This is a genomic window from Humibacillus xanthopallidus, from assembly GCF_006717145.1.
GTDB classification, from domain to species: Bacteria; Actinomycetota; Actinomycetes; order Actinomycetales; family Dermatophilaceae; genus Humibacillus; species Humibacillus xanthopallidus.
Genome location: NZ_VFQF01000001.1, coordinates 2155004 through 2173708 on the forward strand (window position 1 = coordinate 2155004; position 18705 = coordinate 2173708).

The following is an 18705-nucleotide window of genomic DNA, read 5'->3' on the forward strand; positions in this document are numbered from 1 at the left end:
AACCCGCATGCGCCACCCACCCCGCTCTCGCTCTGTCCCGGCCCGGTCTGTCGTGTGACCCCGCTGCCCACGATGTCTCGGACCCGGCACAACCCCCTCGATCCTATGGGAGGATGCTCGCACGTACTGTCGAGTTGGGCCGGGGGCAAGGTGACGTTCCGGGAGTTCCTCAACGTTCTGGTGGCACGTTGGCGGATCATCGCACTGACACTCCTCACGGTGATCGCGGCAACGGCTGTCCAGACGATGCTGACCCCTGCCGTCTACACGGCAAGCGCGAAGATCTACCTCTCGGCCACTCAGCCCGCCAACGCGAACGGGCAGAGGGCCGGGCTCTACGCCATCGGCGCCAACGACCTGGCGACCTACGTCGAGGTCCTCTCGGCCCCGGCTGTGCAGGAGCCGCTGCGCCAAACCCTGGGGCTGCCCCCGGGCGCACCCCTCAACGTCTCGGCGGACGTCTCCCAGACCTCCAACATGATGACGATCACCGCGACCGACGGGGACCCGGCCACCGCCGCGGCCATCGCCAACGCCGCCGGCCCGATCCTCGCCGACGTGGCGACGAAGAAGTTCGCGCCCCTCCTGGCTGCGAACGGCCAGGCCGTTCAGTCCCAGGTCATCGCCGCTGCCGGTGTGCCCGGAGCGCCGACGTCGCCCAACGCCAAGCGCAACCTCATGCTCGGTGGCCTCCTCGGCCTCGCGCTCGGGATAGGCCTCGCCCTGCTCGTGCACTCGCTCGACACGAAGGTGCGCAGCGAGGACGACATCAAGGCCCTGTCGAAGCGGCCACTCCTCGGCGACATCCCCATCGTGAAGAACCCCCGCGACGGCCTGCTCACCATCGAGAGCGACCCGCACGGTCGACATGCGGAGTCCATCCGGCGCCTGCGCACCAACATGCTCTTCGTCGACGTCACGACGGGAGCGCACTCCTTCGTCGTCACCTCGTCGGTGCCGGGTGAGGGCAAGACGACGACGACGATCAACCTCGCGATGGCGATGGCCGACGCCGGCTCCAAGGTGCTGCTCATCGACGGCGACCTGCGCAACCCGTCCGTCGCCTCGACGATGGGCCTCGACGGCTCCTTCGGCCTGACGACCCTGCTCCTCGGGCAGGCCGACCCTGCCGACGTCATCCAGCGCTGGCGCGAGAGCACCCTGCACGTGCTCCCGGCCGGGCCGGTGCCGCCGAACCCCTCAGAGCTGCTCGGGTCCGAGCCCATGGAGACGCTCTTCGGCAAGCTCTCGCACGACTTCGACTTCATTCTCGTCGACAGCCCCCCGGTGGTCCCGGTCATCGATGCGGTGCTCATCAACAAGCTGACGCACGGCCTCATCATGGTCGTCGCCGCCGACCGCACCCGCAAGCGTGACCTGGCGAGCGCCGTCCACTCGCTCGAGACGGTCGATGCGCCCGTCGCCGGCTTCGCGCTCAACATGGCGCCCGCGACCTCGACCGCCCACCGCTACGGCTACTACGGCCAGAACCGCGCGGTGGGCACGAAGCTCTCGCGCAGCGAGCGCAGGGCACGCGACGCGCGCGGGCGAAGGGCAGAGGGCCGAGCCTGACCGGCGCCGCCGCGCCGCCTCCGGGCGCGGCCCTGCCCCATGTGACCTCGGGCTCCTCAGGCCGCCCTCAGGTGGCTCGGGGCGCGTCGGCCTCGTCGAGCAGCCCATCGCCGCAGAGCGCGTGCACGAAGGCGAGGGCGTCGGCGGCGATGCCCGACGCGGGCACGTCGAAGGCATCGGCCACCCGGTCGATCCACCCGTCTCCGGGGCCCTCGGTCGCCTCGGCCCAGATGATGGCTCCCGCCCCGTCGAGCACGAGGATCGGCCCGGCCGGCAGTCTCGCGACGAAGACGGTCGCACCGTCGCGGCTCACCGTCACCCCGACGTCCGCCGCGGGGCGGAAGGCCGGCGTCACCGGGTCCTCCCCTGCCGCGGCGCGCGCCTCCGTGAGATCTGCTCGCGCGCACCGCGCAGCGGGCGGTCGAAGAACTCGACGACCACCTCACGCCGCGAGACGGGCCGGCCGCGCACGATGGTGAGGTGCTCGACGTTGACGAGCACAGAGCGCCCGGCGACGAGGGCCTTGGCGCGCAGTCCCCGCGCGGCGCGCAGCCGAGCGCGCCACTCCTCCATCCGCGTGCCCCCGCGGGCCGCCACGCGCCAGAGGTCGTATGCCGGGTCGTCGCGATGGTCGTCGAGCTCGCCGAGGATGACGGAGAAGCCCAAGCGGGCATCGAGCCGGTCGACCCAGTGCAGGACCTGACGACGCTCGTCGTCGGTGGCCCGAGTCCACAGGAAGTCAACGTCTCGGGCCGCCTTGGGGTCCGCGCCGCCGCGCGCCGCGTGGAGCAGCAGCAGGGCCGCCTGGGCACCGCGCGCCGGCACGGCACAGGCGAGCCCCCCGAGCGTCGTCGTGCGCCGCTCGGACCAGAGCGTCGTGAAGGCCGCCTCCGGGGTCGGGCCGGCACCGGGATAGAGGCGGTGCAGGTCGAGCAGGCCGAAGTCGTGGTGCCGCAGCGTGGCCGAGTGCTCGAAGGAGGAGCCGTAGGCGAAGGAGTTGATGAGCTCCCACCCGTGCTGCCGCAGCTCGGTCAGGACCCGGCTGACGTGCGCCGGTCGCACGAGCACGTCGGCGTCGGAGAAGCCCCGGTCCGGCACGAGCGTGGGGTCGAGGGCGGCGCCCTTGACGTGCAGGAGGTCGGCGCCGCACCGGTCGGCGATCCACTGCACGGAGGCATGGGCGAAGCCGATCCGCACCTCCAGAGGCACCGTCGCCCCCGCCGCGGGGACCTCGGCGACCTCACGGGCTGCCATCGAGCGAACCCCCATAGACTGCAAACGGACTGGTTGACCGCACCTTAACAGCACCTCGGGAGGCGCACGTGTCGCTGCGCACTCGCCTGCAGTGGGCCCTCGCGGGGGTGGTGCTCGCCCTGCTCTTCCTCGCCACCGCGTGGCTGACCCTGCGCACCGGCACCGGAGCGCGCCTCGACGCCGACGTGCGTGACACGGTGCTCAACTCCATCGACGAACGCATCCGCCAGGACCTCTCCACCCTCGCGCGGCCGCTCGTCATCGTCGTGCTCGGACCGCTCGTGGCGGTGCTCGTGCTCCTCGCGCTCGTGCGGGGGGCGTGGCGCAGGGCGATAGCCGGCGTCCTCGTGCCGACCGTCTCGACCGCGCTGGCGCTGTGGCTGCGCCAGGCAGACCCGTTCCACACCGGGCAGACGGCCTTCCCGTCCAACCACGCGGCGGCCGGCCTCAGCCTCGTCGTCGCGGTCATGATCGTCTGGCCGACCCGCGTCAACCGCTGGGGGGTCTTCGCGGGTGCGGTCGCGGCCCTTGCGGTCGGCCTGGGCAACGTGTCCTGGTATGCGCACCAGCCGCGCGACGTCGTGGGCAGCGCCCTGCTGGTCGGGTGCGTGACCGCCTTCGTCGTGGCGCTCCTCGGGGGCGACACCCCCAACCTCACCGACGACGTCGGGCGGCGACGGCCCTCAGACGACTGAGCGCCACACCCTGGCGTGCCCCTCCGCGCTCGCCTCCCACGTGAACCGCCGCGAGCGCTGCCGCCCGCGCGCCACCATGGCCTCGACGTCGCTCCCTCCCGCGAGCACGTCGAGAATCCCCTCGGCGAGGGCGGCTCCGCAGGGCTCGACGAGCAGGCCGCCGTCGCCGACGACCTCCGGCAGCGACGACCGGTTCGCCGCGACGACCGGCACTCCTGCGGCCATGCCCTCGAGGGCCGGCAGACCGAACCCCTCGACGAGCGAGGGCACGACGACGACGGCGGCGGCGGCGTACAGCCCGGGCAGCACGGCGTCGGGCAGCCGGCCGACGAGCCGCACCCCGGGCAGTGACGCGAAGAGCGCGGTGCGCCGCGGGTGCGGCGGACCGGCGAGCACCAGAGTCGTGTCGGGCCGTGCGGCGTGCACTCGTGGCCACGCGTCCGCGAGCGCCGCGAGATTCTTGCGCTCCGAGGCGCCGCCGGCGGCGAGCACGAAGGGGGTCGGCACGCCGAGGTCCTCGAGCACGTCAGCTCCGAGGGGGGCTGCGTCGAAGAAGCGCTGCTCGACGCCGTTGGGCACGACGACAGGCGTGTCGAGGCCGAGCAGGTCGACGGCCTCCGACGCGGTGAACTCGGAGACGCAAATGACCGCGGCCGCCCGCCTCAGCTCGGCTGCGGCCGCCGCCACGGGCGGGGACTCATCGGGGTAGCGCCAGGCGACGACGTCGTGGAGGGTGACGACCTCGTGCGGCGAGGGTGGCAGCTCGAGCGACATCCGGTGCACGAGGTCGGCGCGGCCGTAGGCCACGCGTCCGGCAGCGGCACGCACGCGCTCGGAGGCGGCCGACAGCGGACCCATCGGCATCCGACGGGTTCCGGACAGACTCGAGCGCAACGATCGGACGACCACTCGCCGCAGTCTCCAGGCCTCGCCCGGCGCGATGGTCTGCAGCGCAGCCGGGGCGCGTTCGATGACGTGCCGCTCGTAGGCCTGCGCTCCCATCGGCACGGCCGTGGCGATGGAGGCGATGCTGAGCCGGGGCAAGCGAGCTCCTGAAGTCGGGGAGGTGTCCCACGCATCGTAGGGTGAGACGGCACCGCGCCCGGTCGCGTGTCGGTGCGGAAGGATCTCCTCGTGCCCGCACGCGTCGCTCTCGTCGCCTCGTCCTACCATCCCTACCTCGGTGGGGTGGAGTCGCACGTGCGTCACGTCGCGAACGAACTGCGGGCGGGCGGCACCGAGGTCGAGGTGTGGACCGTCGACCGCGGCGAGCACCTGGGCACGACGGAGCTCGACGGTGTCCGCGTGCGCCACTTGCCGACCCCCATGCCCGCCCGTAGCGTCGGCGCGCTGGCCCGCTTCGCGGTGGCCGCGCCCGGCGCCTGGCGCGCGTGGCGGCGGGCCTACCGCTCGTTACGTCCTGAGGTGCTGCACGTGCAGTGCTTCGGCCCCAACGGCGTGTATGCCGCCGCGCTGAGCCGGCGCACCCGGACTCCTCTCGTGCTGTCCTCCCACGGCGAGACTTTGGCCGATGACCACGACGCCTTCGGCACCTCGGCGCTGCTTCGGCGGGGCCTGCGCGAGGCAGTGTCGGCCGCGAGGGTGACCACCGCGTGCTCGACCTGGGTTCTCGACGACCTGCGCGACCGATTCGGTCTCGTCGACGGTGTCGTCGTGCCCAACGGAGTGGGGCCGGCGCCCGCCGACCCTCCCTCGTCGCCCCGCGACGCCCTCGGGCTCGCCGCAGACGCACAGGTCGTCTTCGCGGTCGGTCGGCTCGAGCGGATGAAGGGCTTCGACCTGCTCGTCGACGCCGTGGCGGCGATGGCGGACCCCGATGTGACCCTCGTCCTGGGCGGCTCCGGCTCGCAGAGAGATGCATTGGAGGCACAGGCCCGCCACCTCGGACTGGGCAGCCGGGTCCGTCTCGTCGGGCCGCTCGACGAGGCCGGCGTCGACGCGTGGATGCGCGCCGCACAGGTGGTGGCGGTGCCGAGCCGCCGCGAGGCGTTCGGCATCGTGGCACTCGAGGCATGGCGTGCGGGCACCCCTCTCGTGGCGACGAGCCTGGGTGGTCCGTCCGGCTTCGTGGAGTCCGGCGTCGACGGCCTACTCGTCGACCCGCGTGACACGGAGGCGCTCACGGTCGCGCTGCGCACCGTCCTCGACGACCCCGCACTGGCGGGCTCGCTCGGAGCGGCCGGTCGGCGCGCCGTCGGGGCTTATACCTGGACCCGCGTCGCCGAGGACTACGGCTCCATCTATGCCCGAGTGACAGAGCCGCGCCCTACGCCACCCCGGTAGACCGGTCCAGGGCGTCCAGAAGCTCTGCACTGCGGTCGGGATCCACCTTGCGGCAGAAGGGAGAGGTCGATGCGCGGATGTCAGCGAGGTCGTCCACGGTCATGGTGCGAGTCTCGTCCTTGTCCGGCTCCCAGACGCAGTAGGACGTTGGCACCGACACCGTCGGAGGCTGAACTCGCGCGAGAACGGTCTGGATCGCGGACTCGTCCGGGATGATCGAGTGCTCGTACCTGCGACGGAGCTCGCTGCCCTCGGTCAGCTCCTCGAGCACGGTCGCGAGCAGGCGCCGGTCCATGGCGAGCCACTGTGAGCCCATGTAGACGGCACCCCGGTCGCGGCGTCGGCGGGGACTCTCGAGGCGTCGCAGCCCGACGTAGGCGCCACGGCCCCGCGACACGTTGCGCAGCGAGAGCACAGGCTCGGTCCGGTGCGCCACCGCCCACATCACCTTCGCCGAGCGGTCCTCGGCGCGCAGCGCACCGTCGATGGGCCTGGCCCGGAACCAGCGGTATGCGTAGCGGGTGAGGTTGTCGTCTCCGCTGCCCTGCCGGCGACCCCACGCGGGCGTGTAGACCAGCGGCGTCGCGGTGCCCTGCCAGCCCCCGCCCGCCGCACGCAGCTCCGACTCCCATTCCAGAAGGGGCCGCGCCGGGTAGCACTGGCCGGACAGCACCACCACCAGGTCAGGATCGACGGTGTCCCGCGCCCACTGCATCGCCTCGAGCGTCACCGCCACGAGGTCCCAGGACCCCCAGTCCGAACGCCGCCCGTGGGCTCGAGAGTGCACGCGCTCGACCTCCAGCGACGGAAGGGCGCCACGGCGCGCGTCGTGGGTGACGAAGACCGTCGCGTCCGGACTCGACGACAGGATCGCCCGCGCGAGTCGTGGGATCTGTCCGCCCTCCCCATGGCTGAGGATGACGTAGGCAGCCGGCATGGGTCAGTTCTCTCCCCGACGACGGAGCGGCACGAAGGTGCGAACCGACACGGTCGTTCCGGCTGCGAGGCCGCCAAGTGCAGCGGACACGTGCAGCGCCTTCGCGCTCACGGCCCGCGCCTTCTGCTTCGGGCTGCGCTCACCGTCGACCAGCACCTTGGCCGCCTCGGCGACGTTGCCGCCCATTCCACGAACCGCCGTGCCGACGTAGCGCCGCAGGATGGCGTCACGCATGCCGAAGGTGTGCGAGAGCAGGACGATGTGGTTGCGGTGGCCGTAGTAGGTGTAGCGCACGTCGAAGCGGCGGCCCCGCGTGTAGGGCGCGGCGACGTGCTCGACGAGGGCCGACGGCGTGTAGACGATGCGCCAGCCGGCCCGGCCGATGCGCAGCATGATGTCGCTCTCCTCGCGCAGGCAGGTGCCCGGGAAGAGGTCGACGATGCCGCCGATGCCGTCGAGCGCCGTGCGGCGCACCGACATGTTGGCGCCGAGCACGTGGTCGACCTCGATGTCGTGGCCGGTGTCGGCGGCGAAGTTGCCGGTCAGGGTGCCGTCGGGCAGGAGCCGGCCCACCTCGTCGAGGCCCTCGAGCTCCTCACCGGGTCGCCCGTTGCTCGCGCGCCCGCCCACGGCGCCGACCGCCGGGTCGGCGTAGCGGGCCACGATGTTCTCGAGCCAGTCGGGCTCCGCGTAGGCGTCGTCGTCGATGAAGGCGACGATGTCCGAGCGCGTCTCGGCGACGCCGATCGCGCGCGAGGTGGCGAGGGTGCCCGGCCCGGCGTCGTTGCGGATGTAGCGCACCCCCGGGAAGTCGGCGACGACGTCGGCCGTCAGCCGGTGCGGCGAGGAGTCGACGACGACGATCTCGTCGGGGGTGAGGGTCTGCTTCTCGAGGTGCTCGAGGCAGATCCGCACGTTGTCGGGACGGTTGAACGTCGCGACGACGACGTCGACCGACAGAGACGGGGCGTCAGACATGGCAGGAGTATCGCACTGGCCACGGGCCCCGGTGACGCCCGCGGTTGCCCCGTGGGCACCCGCTCGCTCGCGCACGGAGTGTCACCATGACCATCCGGCCCGGGTGAGCGCATCCTCGAGCCGGTCGGCCGAGGCGTCCCACCGGAAGCCCTCGGCGTTGCGGCGCCCCGCCTCGACCGTCGCCTCGCGAAGGCCGGGCTCCTCGACGAGCCGGCGCACGGCCTCGACGACCCTCTCCGGGTGGCCGGCGTCGCAGAGCAGCACGGCGTCACCGCCCACCTCACGCATCGGGCCGGTGTCGAGCGCGACGACGGGGCAGCCGAGCCGCTGCGCCTCGACGACGGGGATGCCGAACCCCTCGTAGAGAGAAGGGAACACGAGCGCCGTCGCGTGGCCGTAGAGCCAGGCGAGCTCCTCGTCCGAGAGGCGCCCCGCGAAGTGGGCGCGGGTCCAGCGCTGCGCGCCGGCCTCGGCGAAGACCGCCGCACTGCCGCGGGCGCCCACGACGACCGAGGAGATGCCCGCAGCCTCGAGGGCGTCGAGGGCGGGCCCGAGGTTCTTGTGGCGGGCGAAGGTGCCGACGCACAGCACCCACGGCTCCCCCAGGGCCAGGCCGGGGTATGCCGTGAGGTCGGGTTGCGTCGCCGCCACCCTGTCGACGTGGTCGGCGCCGTTCGGCACGACGCTGACCCGCGAGGGCGGCACGTGCAGCACCCGCCCCAGCTCGTCGGCGCTGAACTGCGAGACGGTGAGGACCCGCACGGCCCGGCGCGACAGCACGCGGTACATCGCGCGATACCAGGTGCGGAAGGCCCGGCTGTAGGTCTGCGGGTGGCGGAAGACGGAGACGTCGTGGATCGTCGCGACCTGGCGGCGGGCTGCGACCGGCGCCGGCCCACCGGGGCTGAGCAGCAGGTCGCGACGTGTCGCCCACGGGAGGGCGACCTGCTCGAAGACCTGGCCGCGGGCGCGTGACTCCCGCACCTGCGCCGCGCCCGCGATCGCGGCCGGCACCTCAGTGCCCAGGGGCACGTGGAGCACGACCCGGCCGGGGTGCCGCTCGACGAGCCGGGTCACGAGCTCGAGGGCATAGCGCTGCGTGCCCGTTGTGGCCTGCGAGAGGAACCTGCCGTTGACGGCCAACTGCTTCGTCACGCGCTCTCCCCCGGCCCCAGACGGCGTCGAAGGACGCTTCCGCCGGGGTTGACGGGCGACAAGCCGACACGGACTCTGGGCACCTGCCGAAATCTAGCGCCACCCGTGATCTGATCGGACACCATGACGGAACGACCGCGCGTCGCGATCGCGCACGACTACCTGACGCAGCGTGGGGGCGCCGAGCGGGTTGTGCTCGCGCTCCACCGCGCCTTCCCCGACGCGACGATCCACACGACGCTCTACGACCCCGACGGCACCTACCCGGAGTTCCGCGACGCCCGCATCGTCACCTCGCCGATCAACCGCATCGGCCTCCTGCGCCGTGAGCACCGCGCCGCGCTCCCCCTGCTGCCGTATGCCGTCTCGCGCCTTCGCGTCGACGCCGACGTCGTCGTGGCGTCGAGCTCCGGGTGGGCGCACGGCGTGCCGACGACCGGTCGCAAGATCGTCTACTGCCACGCCCCGGCGCGGTGGCTCTACCAGGCGGACGCCTACCTCGGCGACGAGGCCGGTCGCTCGACGAAGGCCCGGGCCCTCGATGCGATGAGCGGCTGGCTGAGGCGCTGGGACCGCCGGGCCGCGGCGTCGGCGGACGTCTACCTCGCGAACTCCACGGTGGTCCGCGAACGCATCGAGGCGGCATACGGCATCGACGCTGCGGTCGTGCCCCCGCCCTACGGGGTGGACGCCGCCGGCGAGCTGAGCCCGGTCGCGGCACTGGCCGACTGGGCCGATGGCTACCTCCTCGTCGTCTCGCGCCTGCTTCCCTACAAGAACGTCGACGTCGCGATCGACGCGGTGCGGGGCCTGCCCGAGCGCCTCGTCGTCGTCGGTCACGGCCCCGAGGCCGAGCAGCTGCGTGCTGCGGCACCGGAGAACGTCCGCCTCGTCAGCGGACTCACCGACGCCGAGCTGCGGTGGACCTACGCCCATGCACGAGCCCTCCTCGGGCCGAGCCTCGAGGACTTCGGCCTGACGCCGCTCGAGGCAGCGACCTTCGGCGTCCCGACACTGGCCCTGCACGCCGGCGGCTACCTCGACACGATCGACGAGCAGGTCAACGGCCTCTTCTTCGAGGAGCCGACCGTCGGGGCCGTCCGCGAGGCCATCACGACGACCCGCGACCGCGCCTGGTCCCATGAGGCCATCCGCGCCCACGCCGAGGCGTTCTCCGAGGAGCGATTCCACGAACGCATCCGCGCCGAGGTCTCCCGCTTCCTAGACTGACCCCCTGTGCACGCCGCGGAGAGGCGGAACCGACGACGCTGACTGAGGAGGTGCGATGACTGCGAGCAGTGACCCGCAGGTGCGCTCCACCGCGACCCGGCGCCTCGCCTACGTCGACACCCTGCGCGGCTTCGCCGCCCTCTGGGTCTTCCTCCTGCACATCCACGGCTACTGGCTCGACAACGTGCGTCCTCCGACCCTCACCGTCGACGGACTCCTCGTGCGGGTCATGGGCTTCGGCGGGGCCGGCGTCGACATCTTCATCGTGCTGTCGGGCTTCTGCCTCACCCTGCCCCTGACGCGCGGCGGGACGATGCGCTCGCTCGACCCGCGACGCTTCTTCCGCCGGCGCGCCTACCGACTCCTGCCGGCCTACTACGCCGCGGTGATCCTCGTCATGGCGCTGGAACTGGTCCCGGCGCTGCAAGAGCGCCTCGTGGCGGAACCGCTCACGGGCTTCGACGTCATCACGCACCTGACCCTGACCTTCCCGCTCTTCGGCGAGACGCTCGGGTCCGTCAACGGCTCGCTCTGGTCGATCTCGCTCGAGGCGACGCTCTACCTGGGTTTCCCCCTCCTCCTGCTCATCCACCGCAGGTGGGGCATGCGCGGGGCGTTGCTGACGACCTTCGCCGTCGCCCTTATCTGGGCAGCCTTCACCCTCTGGTGGGTGGCCCAGCCACACCCCCTGGGCTTCCTGCCCGACCCCGGCAAGCTCTTCCCCGCGCGGTGGTTTCAGTTCGCCCTCGGCATGTGGGCCGCGACTCTCGTCACCTCGCCGTCGCGAGCTCGGGCCACCAAGGCCTGGATCGCACTCCCTGTGGCCGTGGCGGTCGGCGCCACGGGGTATGCCGCGGGCTGGGGAGTGGTCAGCGCGCTCGGCTTCGGCGTCGTCGCCGTCTGCCTCCTGGTTGCCCTCGCGCAGGTGCGCAGCGCGGTCTTCGAGACGGGCCCGCTGCGCTGGTTGACCGCCCTCGGGGTGATCTCCTACAGCTTCTACCTCCTGGACCAACCGGTGCTGCTGCTCACCTCGGGCCTCGCCGACCCTGCTCAGTGGGGCATCGTCGGCACGGCGGCCATCGCCCTGGCTGTCGCCGGCACTGCCACGGTGCTGCTCGCGGCGGTCTTCTACCACTTCATCGAGAAGCCGTTCCTCGTGCGCGGCAGCATGCGCAGCGTCGTGCGAGAGGATGCGCCACGGCCGGTGCGCAGGTGAAACATTCCCGGTCGCCTACAGTTGACCTCTGCCACGCTCGACGAACGGAGAACACCGGTGCCGCACCACCTCGGGGCCCGCGGTGTACTCCCTCCTGCTCGCACCGCGCTCAGGCGCGGGCGGTCGAAGTGAGGGGTCTGCGCCGTGCGTGAGATGTTCCAGCAGCTGAACGACATCTTCGAAAGGCGGACCAAGCAGAAGCTCGCGGCCGCCTCGCTGGGTCAGGTCGTCGTGGCGATGCTCGACACCCTCGCCGTCGCGCTCGTCCTGCCCCTGGTCGACCTGGCGACTGGCGCCTCCATGACGTCCGGAGCGGTAGGCGTCGTGTCCAACCTGTTCGGCAACCCGGATCGCGCGACCCTCACCCTGATCCTCACAGGGGCGGTGGTGGCCCTCTTCGTCCTCAAGGACCTCGGCTCCCTCGCCTTCGCGTGGTGGATGACCGGGTTCAACTTCCGCGAAAGGGTCAAGGTCTCCTCGCGGCTTCTCGAGCACTTCCTCGTGTCGCCGTTCACCACGATGTCGCGACGCAGCACGGCAGAGCTCGTGCGGACGATGAACGACTCGGTGAGCCAGGTCTTCAACTTCACGGTGGGAGGCCTCATGAGCCTCCTGTCGAGCACCATCGCCATCCTGGCGATCGTCGTGGCGCTGCTCGTGGTCGCGCCCGTACCGACCCTGGTGGTCGTCGCCTACTTCGGCACTGCCGCTCTGATCTACAACAAGGTGGTCAAGCCCCGGGCCGCTCGTGCGGGCGAGGCCATGAACGAGGCGACGGTCGGAGCGTGGCGCACTGCCTTCGCCGCTCTGGGCGGCATCAAGGAGCTGCACATCCGGGGCACGCAGGAGCACTTCGTGCGCAACTACCGTGACATGTCCTTCAAGGCCTCCGACGCCGGTAGGGTCGCGAGCTTCCTGGGTGCCCTGCCGAAGTACATCCTCGAGATCCTGTTCATCCTGGCGGTCGGACTCATCATGGTGCTGGCCGGGGCCGCGTCTGCGGGCGACGCCGGGAGTGTGGTCGGACTGCTGGCCCTCTTCGTGGCAGCCGGTTTCCGTGTCCTTCCGTCGGTGACCGGCCTCCTCTCGAGCATCACCTCGATTCGGGTCGGTGCCGCTGCGCTCGGCCTCGTGCACACCGAGGTGCTCGAGGCGAAGGCGTTCCAGCTCACCCCGGAGCGCGACGGTCCGGCACTGCCTTTCACAGACCGGTTGGTGTTGGAGCAGGTGTCCTTCCGCTACCCCGACAGCGACGTCGACGTGCTGAAGTCGGTCGACCTCGAGGTGCCGAGAGGGAGTTCAATCGCCGTCGTGGGCGGGAGCGGAGCCGGCAAGACCACGCTGGTCGACGTCATTCTCGCCCTGCACGACCCGACCTCCGGGACCGTCTCGGTCGACGGCACCGACATCTCGCAGTCAAAGCGGCGCTGGCAGCACAACATCGGTTACGTCCCGCAGGACGTCTACATGCTCGAGGGGACGCTGGCCGAGAACATCGCCTTCGACAAGGACCGCGCCGACATCGACGAGACCCAGCTGTGGGGAGCGATCCAGCAAGCCCAGCTCGAGTCCCTCGTGGGTGAGCTCGCGAACGGCGTCGACACGCCGCTCGGCGAGCGAGGCACCCGCCTGTCAGGTGGGCAACGGCAGCGCGTGGGCATCGCGCGTGCCCTCTATCGTGACCCCGCCCTGCTCGTCCTCGACGAGGCGACGTCAGCGTTGGACAACGAGACGGAGCACCGGATCAGCGAGACGATCAAGGGGCTTCACGGCGACATCACGGTCATCATCGTCGCTCACCGTCTGTCGACCGTCCGCGACGCAGACCAGATCGTCTTCCTCAAGGATGGCCGGGTCGAGACCACCGGCACCTTCGGCGAGGTGCGAGACGCGAATGCGGAGTTCGCGCGCCTGGTGGAGCTGGGGTCGCTCGAGCCGCTCGAGCGGGCTCACACCGAGGCGACGGCCACGGCCTAGCCATCAGTGCTCCGGGCGAGCGGTCCGGTCCTGCCCGCATGGGGTGGGCCCGGCACCATGACCCGCCTCAGGCCGCGCTGGCCCATCGTGTACACGCTGCGACCCTCGATCTGCGGGACGAAGGTGAACAGTCGCTCGAGCGCGTGCGCCATGGTCGCGTCCACTTGGCCCCCTTCGCCCACGAACCTCTGCGGAGCAACGCTGAGCACGGAAGAGATCGCATCCAGGCGAGCCCAGAACATGGTTCCTGCGAAGTAGCCGAGGCTCGGTAGGCGCACATCCATGATGGATGTCCCTCGTGACGGGCCGTAGAGTTCCCCGACCAGCTCAGCGATCAGATCGCGGTTGCGCGACAGGTAGTGGCGGGACGGGTAATACGAGTCTTGGGGGCCGATGACCCCCGTCCCCTTCACGGCCAGGGTTTTGAGAACCTCCTCCGTCAGGGCTTCGTCAGCGGGCAGCAACTGGTCGAGCAGGCGCCCGAACCACCCTGCCGCGTCCGGGTGGTGCACTGACTCCTTGGAATGCAGCTTCAGAACTGCGGAATACCCCGCCATCTCAAGAATCCGAGCGGTCTTGATGAAGGGCAGCACGTCTCGTCCACGGTTGGGGACTGAGATCAGCCGAGCACGGAAGTCGGCTCCGACCGCCGCCCTTGCCGCGGCAAGGTGCTCAGGCGGCGTTGTGATGAAGACGTCAAGCGCGGAATCCGGCAGTCGACGGATGTGGCTCGAGATCTCCGGCCAGAGATGCACGTGGTAGAGATGCACCACGACGCAGTTGTCCGACTCACGTCGCTGGTCGATATCGCGCGCGAGACTCTGGGTGAAGGTGCGTCGATAGGCCCACCAGTCCCGCTGATCCCTCAGCCGGGTCCGCAGGCGCACAGATCTGCGCACCCTGCCCGCGACACCGTTCCTCATGATCCGCAGGCTAACAAGGAGATGGTTGGTGGCCACTGGCGCCGTTCGCGGCATTTAGTGTCGAGGCCAACGCCATCCCCGACGAGGTGGGTCGCGCTGGATCGCTGTTGTCACCCCTGCTCCTCCTTGGGGCGAATGGAAGGACCGTGGCATGGACACACCCCCGCAACAGGACGTCTACGAGGATTCCGGGCGCGACGACGTCGCACCGTTCATTCCTGCTGGCGCAAGGTCAGTTCTGGAAGTCGGCTGTGGTCGAGGCGGGTTCGGTCGAACGCTACGTGCCCGGCTCGGCCCTCACGCTCGGCTGGTGGCAATCGAAGCTGTGGCCGCTCAAGCGGCCGTCGCTCGGCATGACCATGGCTTCGATGAGGTGATCGACGGCTACTACCCCGAGGCCCTTGCATCGGGATCCGAGAGGTTCGACGCGATCTTCTTCATCGACGTGCTCGAGCACGTGTTGGACCCCTGGTCGTTGCTGAGGCATGCCAAGGGCGATCTGGCTCCCGGAGGGAGAGTGGTTGCCGCGATCCCCAGCATTCAGTACGCACCCGTGGTGCGTCAGCTGCTGCGTGGCCGTTGGGACTACGCAGACACCGGAACGCTGGACCGCACGCACCTGCGGTTCTTCACGCGGGACACCATGATTGAGATGTTCATGGGTGCGGGCTATGTCGTCGAGCGATGCGAGGGAGTCAACTCGGTCTGGGACGGTGAGTGGCCCCAGCGCTCCCTGCGGCGTCGCCTCTTCCTTCGGTTCATGCCTCAAGGTGAGTGGCTGCACTTCGTGGTTGTCGCCCACGTCTGATCGCATGACACGGGGCGATCCATCAGCCGCTCATGGCGTCGCCGGCGTCGACAATCCAAGGGGCGCGGCGCTGCCACGGACGCCACCTCGGCGGGAGGGTCACCGAAAGCTCGTGGGGAGATGCAACCTGTAGCTCGGCAAGGTTCTGGTCGAGCAGCCGGCGCTCCACCTCCGAGTCGTAGGCAGCCCCCACCTTCCCGTGATGCACCATGGGCGTGGCATCGACCACCCCGAGACGAAGGCCCTGGGTTCTCGCGAGGCCGGACCAAACAACGTCGAGGCCCCACCCCATCTGAGCTTCGGCGGGGAAGGGCAGCACCAGGCGCTGTGCTCGGGGAGACACTGCGACGAGCGGGCCGACCTCGACATATCCGACCTGACGGGCGGTCGTCGCCGCTCGGACCTCGAGATTCTCGTAGGTGCCATGGCTTCCGAGCACATGAGCAGGCTGGGCAATGTCGAGTCCCGCAGCAGCCACAAACCGTAAGAAGGCGCTGGGTCCCTGCCGGGCGAACGTCAGATCATCGTCTGCCAGGAGGACGTACTCATCAGGTTCTGGAGGAGCGGCATCAGCGAGTGACTGGAGCAACGGCATCCTCGCGCCGGCTCCGACAGACGCCGTCCATCGGGCGAGTTCCCGATGTTCAGCGTCGAGGGCGTGCAGGCTCGGTCTGACCCCTGGGCCGAGAGCCGCAAGGAGGTGGAGCAGTCGGGGAGCATTCGCGGCGCGATAGACCCCGTAGAGCCGCGCTGGAGGCGCTGCCGGCAGCATCGCTCTCGTCGGCATGTGGGCGTTCAGCCGTTGCAGTACTGGCCTCACTACTCTCGTGGCACGGGTGCGCGGGGAGAGGACCTGCATACGGGCAAACTACCTCGTGAGACGTGAGCCGCTTCCCTATCGTCTGGCGGGCGAGCAGTAGCTTGCGAAAAGGAGGTGTCATGGGTGTGAGGCAACAGCTTGGGACCGCGCGGCGACGGTTGACCGAGCTCAGCGACCCTGAGGACCGTGCGGCGCGGGCCCGCGTGCGGCGAGGACTGGATCTACCACCCCTGCCCAGCTCACCTGGCTCTCGGAGGTCGAGCAAACGTGGCCAGTCAGTCTGGGCGGTCACGATGGTGAAAGACGAAGCGGACATCATCGGAACGACACTCCTCCATCTGCTCGACCAGGATGTTGACGGAATCCTCGTCGCCGACAACGGTTCGACCGACGACACCCGTGCCGTGATCGAGCAGATCGCCTCGACGGCGCCGGTGTATCTGGCTGACGACAGGGAGCCGGCCTACTTCCAGTGGCACAAGATGACACGGTTGGCTCACTGGGCACGACGCGCGGGTGCGAAGTGGGTGATCCCCTTTGATGCTGACGAGCTGTGGTTCGCCGAGGGAGACACCGTGGCGGGCCACCTCCGGGGCAGCCAGGCCATGGCGGTGCGCGCCGCTGTCTTCAATGTTGCGCCGAGCGGAGGCGAGACGGGGATCGGGGACGCCGTGGGCTGGGTCATGGGTCGCCAGCCTGCCGAGATGTCCAAGGTTGCCTTTCGCCCTCACCCCCTCATGGCGCTGTCCATGGGCAACCACGAGATAGACCGGCCTGGAGTGGAGACCTCGGGACTTGGAATCGCGCACCTGCCCTACCGCAGCCCTGCGCAGTTCGCCCGCAAGGTCCGCACCGGTGCGGCAGCTTTGGAGGAGGTGCCAGGCGCCTCCGGGTTCCACTGGCGCGATCTCGGATCCCTGCCGAACGAGGACCTTGACCGCGTGTGGTCAGACCTGCTGGCTGGTCGGGCGGGGCAGCGTGTGATGTGGCTGCCTGAGGGACAGCTCGAGCCAGTCGATGTCTTTCACTGGCACACGTGGGGGTCGGATGTCTCCCTTGTCGATCCGCCTGCGCTTTCCCAACCCAGCGCGCTGTAGGCGGCCTCGCCGGGGCCGTCAGAGGGTGCGCATCACGAGGAACCACGCGACGACCGGGGCGCCGATGGCAAGGATGATGCCGATCACGCGGTAGGCCGCGGCGTGGCCGTAGACCTTGACGATGACGGCCGCGCCGACGCCGACGGCGAAGACCCAGAGCGAGTAGGTGGCGAACTGCGCGCTCAGCTCGACGATCTCCGGTGACTTCGTGATGTTCGCGATGGTCGCGGCCTTGCCGGCCGGGCCCCAGGGCGCCGGGAGAGGCGCCTGGGCGAGCAGCAGGAACGCCAGCCCGAGCACGTCCGTGCGCAGGAATGACCGGTTGCGCTCGCTCAGCTGCCGGCGGCTCTGCACCGACGGCACGACGGCGGGAGGCGGCGCGCGGAACGCCCTGGGGAGGGTCCACAGCAGCCCGGGGAGGCCGACGAGCACGGCGAGGAAGGCGGCATACAGCTCCGGCTTGTTCTCGGAGGCGAACGAGAAGGCCGTGACGATCACCGGGGTGGCCTTGGTGAGCACCCAGACGTAGGCGACGAAGGCGACGAGGGCGCCGATCGCCACGAGGACGTCGGCGCTGCGCGATCGCCGGGGTCCGCTGGGCATGGCGGACAGTGTAGGCAGACGTGGAACGCCGCCATGAACGGGCGGCTCGGCACTTACACTGACCGCGTGGAAGACACAAGGGCGGCCCTGCTCGGCGATTCGGACGCAGACGCGGAAGAGCGCCCCACGCTCGACGTGGGGACGGACGACGACGACCCCATCGAGCGGTCGCGGCGCAAGCGACGCAACCGCAAGGTCCTCATCGTCACGCTCGTCCTGCTCCTCGTCCCCATGCTCGCGGTCGGGGGCTACCTCGTCTGGCTCAACCAGATCGTCAGCAACAACGTCAAGCAGTCCGAGCTGCTGCCCAACGGCGGCCCTCTCGACGCGAACGGCAACGTCGTCCCACAGGTGATCGGCACCGGCACGAACTACCTCATCATCGGCAACGACGCAGGGCCGGACCGCCAGGGCGCCCGCTCCGACGTCATGGTCCTCGTCCACGTCCCGGCCGACCACCGCGACGTCACGATGATCCACTTCCCCCGTGACCTGTGGGTGCCGATCCCCGGCAAGGGCGAGGCCAAGCTCAACGCGTCGTATGCGTGGGGCGGGGCGCCGCTGCTCGTCAAGACGATGCAGAACATGCTCGGCGTCAAGATCGACCACGTCGCGATGCTCGGCTTCGAGGGCTTCAAGAACATGACCGACGCCGTCGGTGGCGTCGACGTCAACGTCGAGGAGGCCTCGAAGGGCGACGGCAAGGTCTTCAAGCAGGGCATCCAGCACATGGACGGCGAGACGGCCCTCGTCTTCGTCCGCCAGCGCTACATGCTGAGCGAGGGCGACATCAGCCGTGGCAAGCGCCAGCTCGCCTTCGTCAAGGCACTCATGCTCAAGACGCTGAGCAAGGACGTGCTGACCAACCCGATCAAACTCAAGGACTTCACCGAGGCCGCCACGAGCAACCTCACCGTCGACCAGAACCTCGACGTCGCCGACATGCGCGCCGAGGCCTTCGCGATGCGCAACCTCCGCGGCGGCGACGTCCGCTTCATCACGGCGCCCTTCAGCGGCTTCGGCACGAGCAAGGACGGCCAGTCGATCGACATCGTCGACAAGGGCCGCATGAGCGACCTCGGCAAGGCGATCCGCGAGGACACCCTCGAGTCCTACCAGTGACGCGGCCGCCCGGC

18 protein-coding genes are annotated in these 18705 nt (G+C 70.2%); 9 read left to right on the forward strand and 9 right to left on the reverse strand.

The annotated features are described in order from the left end of the window. The first annotated feature begins 105 nt into the window (after positions 1 to 105). On the forward strand, positions 106 to 1572 hold the full coding sequence (locus FHX52_RS09450; RefSeq protein ID WP_246069756.1) for a tyrosine-protein kinase domain-containing protein: 1467 nt from the start codon (positions 106 to 108) through the stop codon (positions 1570 to 1572). Positions 1573 to 1639: 67 nt separating this feature from the next. On the opposite strand, the gene FHX52_RS09455 is transcribed toward FHX52_RS09450, so the two are convergent. Next, positions 1640 to 1927: a PqqD family protein gene (locus FHX52_RS09455; protein WP_141821653.1), complete on the reverse strand. Its 288-nt coding sequence runs from the start codon at positions 1925 to 1927 to the stop codon at positions 1640 to 1642. Further along, positions 1924 to 2826, reverse strand: coding sequence for a nucleotidyltransferase family protein (locus FHX52_RS09460; protein WP_185747155.1), 903 nt, complete (start codon positions 2824 to 2826; stop codon positions 1924 to 1926). The genes FHX52_RS09455 and FHX52_RS09460 overlap by 4 nt, the downstream gene beginning before the upstream one ends. Before the next feature lie 68 nt (positions 2827 to 2894). On the opposite strand from FHX52_RS09460, the gene FHX52_RS09465 reads away from it, so the two are divergent. Further along, entirely contained in the window at positions 2895 to 3521 is a 627-nt protein-coding gene (locus tag FHX52_RS09465) for a phosphatase PAP2 family protein (protein WP_185747156.1), read from the forward strand. On the opposite strand, the gene FHX52_RS09470 is transcribed toward FHX52_RS09465, so the two are convergent. Next, complete coding sequence (locus FHX52_RS09470) at positions 3510 to 4565, reverse strand: glycosyltransferase family 4 protein (RefSeq protein ID WP_141821656.1); 1056 nt, start codon at positions 4563 to 4565, stop codon at positions 3510 to 3512. The genes FHX52_RS09465 and FHX52_RS09470 overlap by 12 nt on opposite strands. A gap of 90 nt (positions 4566 to 4655) precedes the next feature. On the opposite strand from FHX52_RS09470, the gene FHX52_RS09475 reads away from it, so the two are divergent. Next, the gene (locus FHX52_RS09475; protein WP_185747157.1) at positions 4656 to 5825 is read left to right on the forward strand and encodes a glycosyltransferase family 4 protein; all 1170 of its coding nucleotides are present in this window, start codon (positions 4656 to 4658) and stop codon (positions 5823 to 5825) included. Here FHX52_RS09475 and FHX52_RS09480 read toward each other — a convergent pair. The 3 genes from FHX52_RS09480 to FHX52_RS09490 form a co-directional block, all read right to left on the reverse strand. Further along, on the reverse strand, positions 5809 to 6762 hold the full coding sequence (locus FHX52_RS09480; protein ID WP_141821658.1) for a hypothetical protein: 954 nt from the start codon (positions 6760 to 6762) through the stop codon (positions 5809 to 5811). The genes FHX52_RS09475 and FHX52_RS09480 overlap by 17 nt on opposite strands. A 3-nt stretch (positions 6763 to 6765) precedes the next feature. Then, entirely contained in the window at positions 6766 to 7740 is a 975-nt protein-coding gene (locus FHX52_RS09485) for a glycosyltransferase family 2 protein (RefSeq protein ID WP_141821659.1), read from the reverse strand. An 81-nt stretch (positions 7741 to 7821) separates the two neighbouring features. Beyond that, on the reverse strand, positions 7822 to 8895 hold the full coding sequence (locus FHX52_RS09490; protein WP_141821660.1) for a glycosyltransferase family 4 protein: 1074 nt from the start codon (positions 8893 to 8895) through the stop codon (positions 7822 to 7824). A gap of 123 nt (positions 8896 to 9018) precedes the next feature. Here FHX52_RS09490 and FHX52_RS09495 point away from each other — a divergent pair, with 123 nt between their 5' ends. The 3 genes from FHX52_RS09495 to FHX52_RS09505 all read left to right on the forward strand — a co-directional run bounded on the left by FHX52_RS09495 (position 9019) and on the right by FHX52_RS09505 (position 13318). Then, positions 9019 to 10125 carry a glycosyltransferase gene (locus FHX52_RS09495; protein ID WP_141821661.1) on the forward strand — a complete coding sequence of 369 codons (1107 nt, stop codon included), beginning with the start codon at positions 9019 to 9021 and terminating at the stop codon, positions 10123 to 10125. Positions 10126 to 10180: 55 nt separating this feature from the next. After that, complete coding sequence (locus FHX52_RS09500) at positions 10181 to 11341, forward strand: acyltransferase family protein (RefSeq protein WP_141821662.1); 1161 nt, start codon at positions 10181 to 10183, stop codon at positions 11339 to 11341. 153 nt (positions 11342 to 11494) lie between these two features. Continuing rightward, positions 11495 to 13318 carry an ABC transporter ATP-binding protein gene (locus FHX52_RS09505; protein WP_246069919.1) on the forward strand — a complete coding sequence of 608 codons (1824 nt, stop codon included), beginning with the start codon at positions 11495 to 11497 and terminating at the stop codon, positions 13316 to 13318. Here FHX52_RS09505 and FHX52_RS09510 read toward each other — a convergent pair. Further along, a complete protein-coding gene (locus tag FHX52_RS09510; protein WP_185747158.1) occupies positions 13315 to 14241 on the reverse strand; it encodes a rhamnan synthesis F family protein in 927 nt (308 codons plus the stop codon). The two genes, FHX52_RS09505 and FHX52_RS09510, sit on opposite strands and share 4 nt — an antisense overlap. Positions 14242 to 14392: 151 nt before the next feature. Here FHX52_RS09510 and FHX52_RS09515 point away from each other — a divergent pair, with 151 nt between their 5' ends. Then, positions 14393 to 15049 (forward strand): class I SAM-dependent methyltransferase, encoded by a 657-nt coding sequence (locus FHX52_RS09515; RefSeq protein WP_141821665.1) that lies wholly within the window; start codon positions 14393 to 14395, stop codon positions 15047 to 15049. A gap of 22 nt (positions 15050 to 15071) precedes the next feature. Here FHX52_RS09515 and FHX52_RS09520 read toward each other — a convergent pair whose 3' ends face one another. Then, positions 15072 to 15644, reverse strand: a complete 573-nt coding sequence (locus FHX52_RS09520) for a hypothetical protein (RefSeq protein WP_141821666.1) — start codon at positions 15642 to 15644, stop codon at positions 15072 to 15074. A gap of 518 nt (positions 15645 to 16162) precedes the next feature. Here FHX52_RS09520 and FHX52_RS09525 point away from each other — a divergent pair. Further along, a complete protein-coding gene (locus FHX52_RS09525) occupies positions 16163 to 16966 on the forward strand; it encodes a glycosyltransferase family 2 protein (protein ID WP_185747159.1) in 804 nt (267 codons plus the stop codon). An 18-nt stretch (positions 16967 to 16984) separates the two neighbouring features. Here the strand turns inward: FHX52_RS09525 and FHX52_RS09530 are convergent, their stop codons facing one another. Further along, entirely contained in the window at positions 16985 to 17569 is a 585-nt protein-coding gene (locus tag FHX52_RS09530) for a hypothetical protein (protein WP_141821668.1), read from the reverse strand. Positions 17570 to 17635: 66 nt separating this feature from the next. Between FHX52_RS09530 and FHX52_RS09535 the strand changes: the two genes are divergently transcribed. Further along, positions 17636 to 18691: an LCP family protein gene (locus tag FHX52_RS09535; RefSeq protein WP_246069758.1), complete on the forward strand. Its 1056-nt coding sequence runs from the start codon at positions 17636 to 17638 to the stop codon at positions 18689 to 18691. The last annotated feature ends 14 nt before the right edge of the window (positions 18692 to 18705 follow it).

What these genes read in the sequence shown, in the direction of transcription:
- FHX52_RS09450 (WP_246069756.1), top strand. Translation starts at nt 106, where the DNA reads ATGGGAGGATGCTCGCACGTACTGTCGAGTTGGGCCGGGGGCAAGGTG.
- FHX52_RS09460 (WP_185747155.1), bottom strand. Translation starts at nt 2,826, where the DNA reads ATGGCAGCCCGTGAGGTCGCCGAGGTCCCCGCGGCGGGGGCGACGGTG.
- FHX52_RS09480 (WP_141821658.1), bottom strand. Translation starts at nt 6,762, where the DNA reads ATGCCGGCTGCCTACGTCATCCTCAGCCATGGGGAGGGCGGACAGATC.
- FHX52_RS09485 (WP_141821659.1), bottom strand. Translation starts at nt 7,740, where the DNA reads ATGTCTGACGCCCCGTCTCTGTCGGTCGACGTCGTCGTCGCGACGTTC.
- FHX52_RS09495 (WP_141821661.1), top strand. Translation starts at nt 9,019, where the DNA reads ATGACGGAACGACCGCGCGTCGCGATCGCGCACGACTACCTGACGCAG.
- FHX52_RS09500 (WP_141821662.1), top strand. Translation starts at nt 10,181, where the DNA reads ATGACTGCGAGCAGTGACCCGCAGGTGCGCTCCACCGCGACCCGGCGC.
- FHX52_RS09505 (WP_246069919.1), top strand. Translation starts at nt 11,495, where the DNA reads ATGTTCCAGCAGCTGAACGACATCTTCGAAAGGCGGACCAAGCAGAAG.
- FHX52_RS09510 (WP_185747158.1), bottom strand. Translation starts at nt 14,241, where the DNA reads ATGAGGAACGGTGTCGCGGGCAGGGTGCGCAGATCTGTGCGCCTGCGG.
- FHX52_RS09515 (WP_141821665.1), top strand. Translation starts at nt 14,393, where the DNA reads ATGGACACACCCCCGCAACAGGACGTCTACGAGGATTCCGGGCGCGAC.
- FHX52_RS09520 (WP_141821666.1), bottom strand. Translation starts at nt 15,644, where the DNA reads ATGCCGTTGCTCCAGTCACTCGCTGATGCCGCTCCTCCAGAACCTGAT.
- FHX52_RS09525 (WP_185747159.1), top strand. Translation starts at nt 16,163, where the DNA reads ATGGTGAAAGACGAAGCGGACATCATCGGAACGACACTCCTCCATCTG.
- FHX52_RS09530 (WP_141821668.1), bottom strand. Translation starts at nt 17,569, where the DNA reads ATGCCCAGCGGACCCCGGCGATCGCGCAGCGCCGACGTCCTCGTGGCG.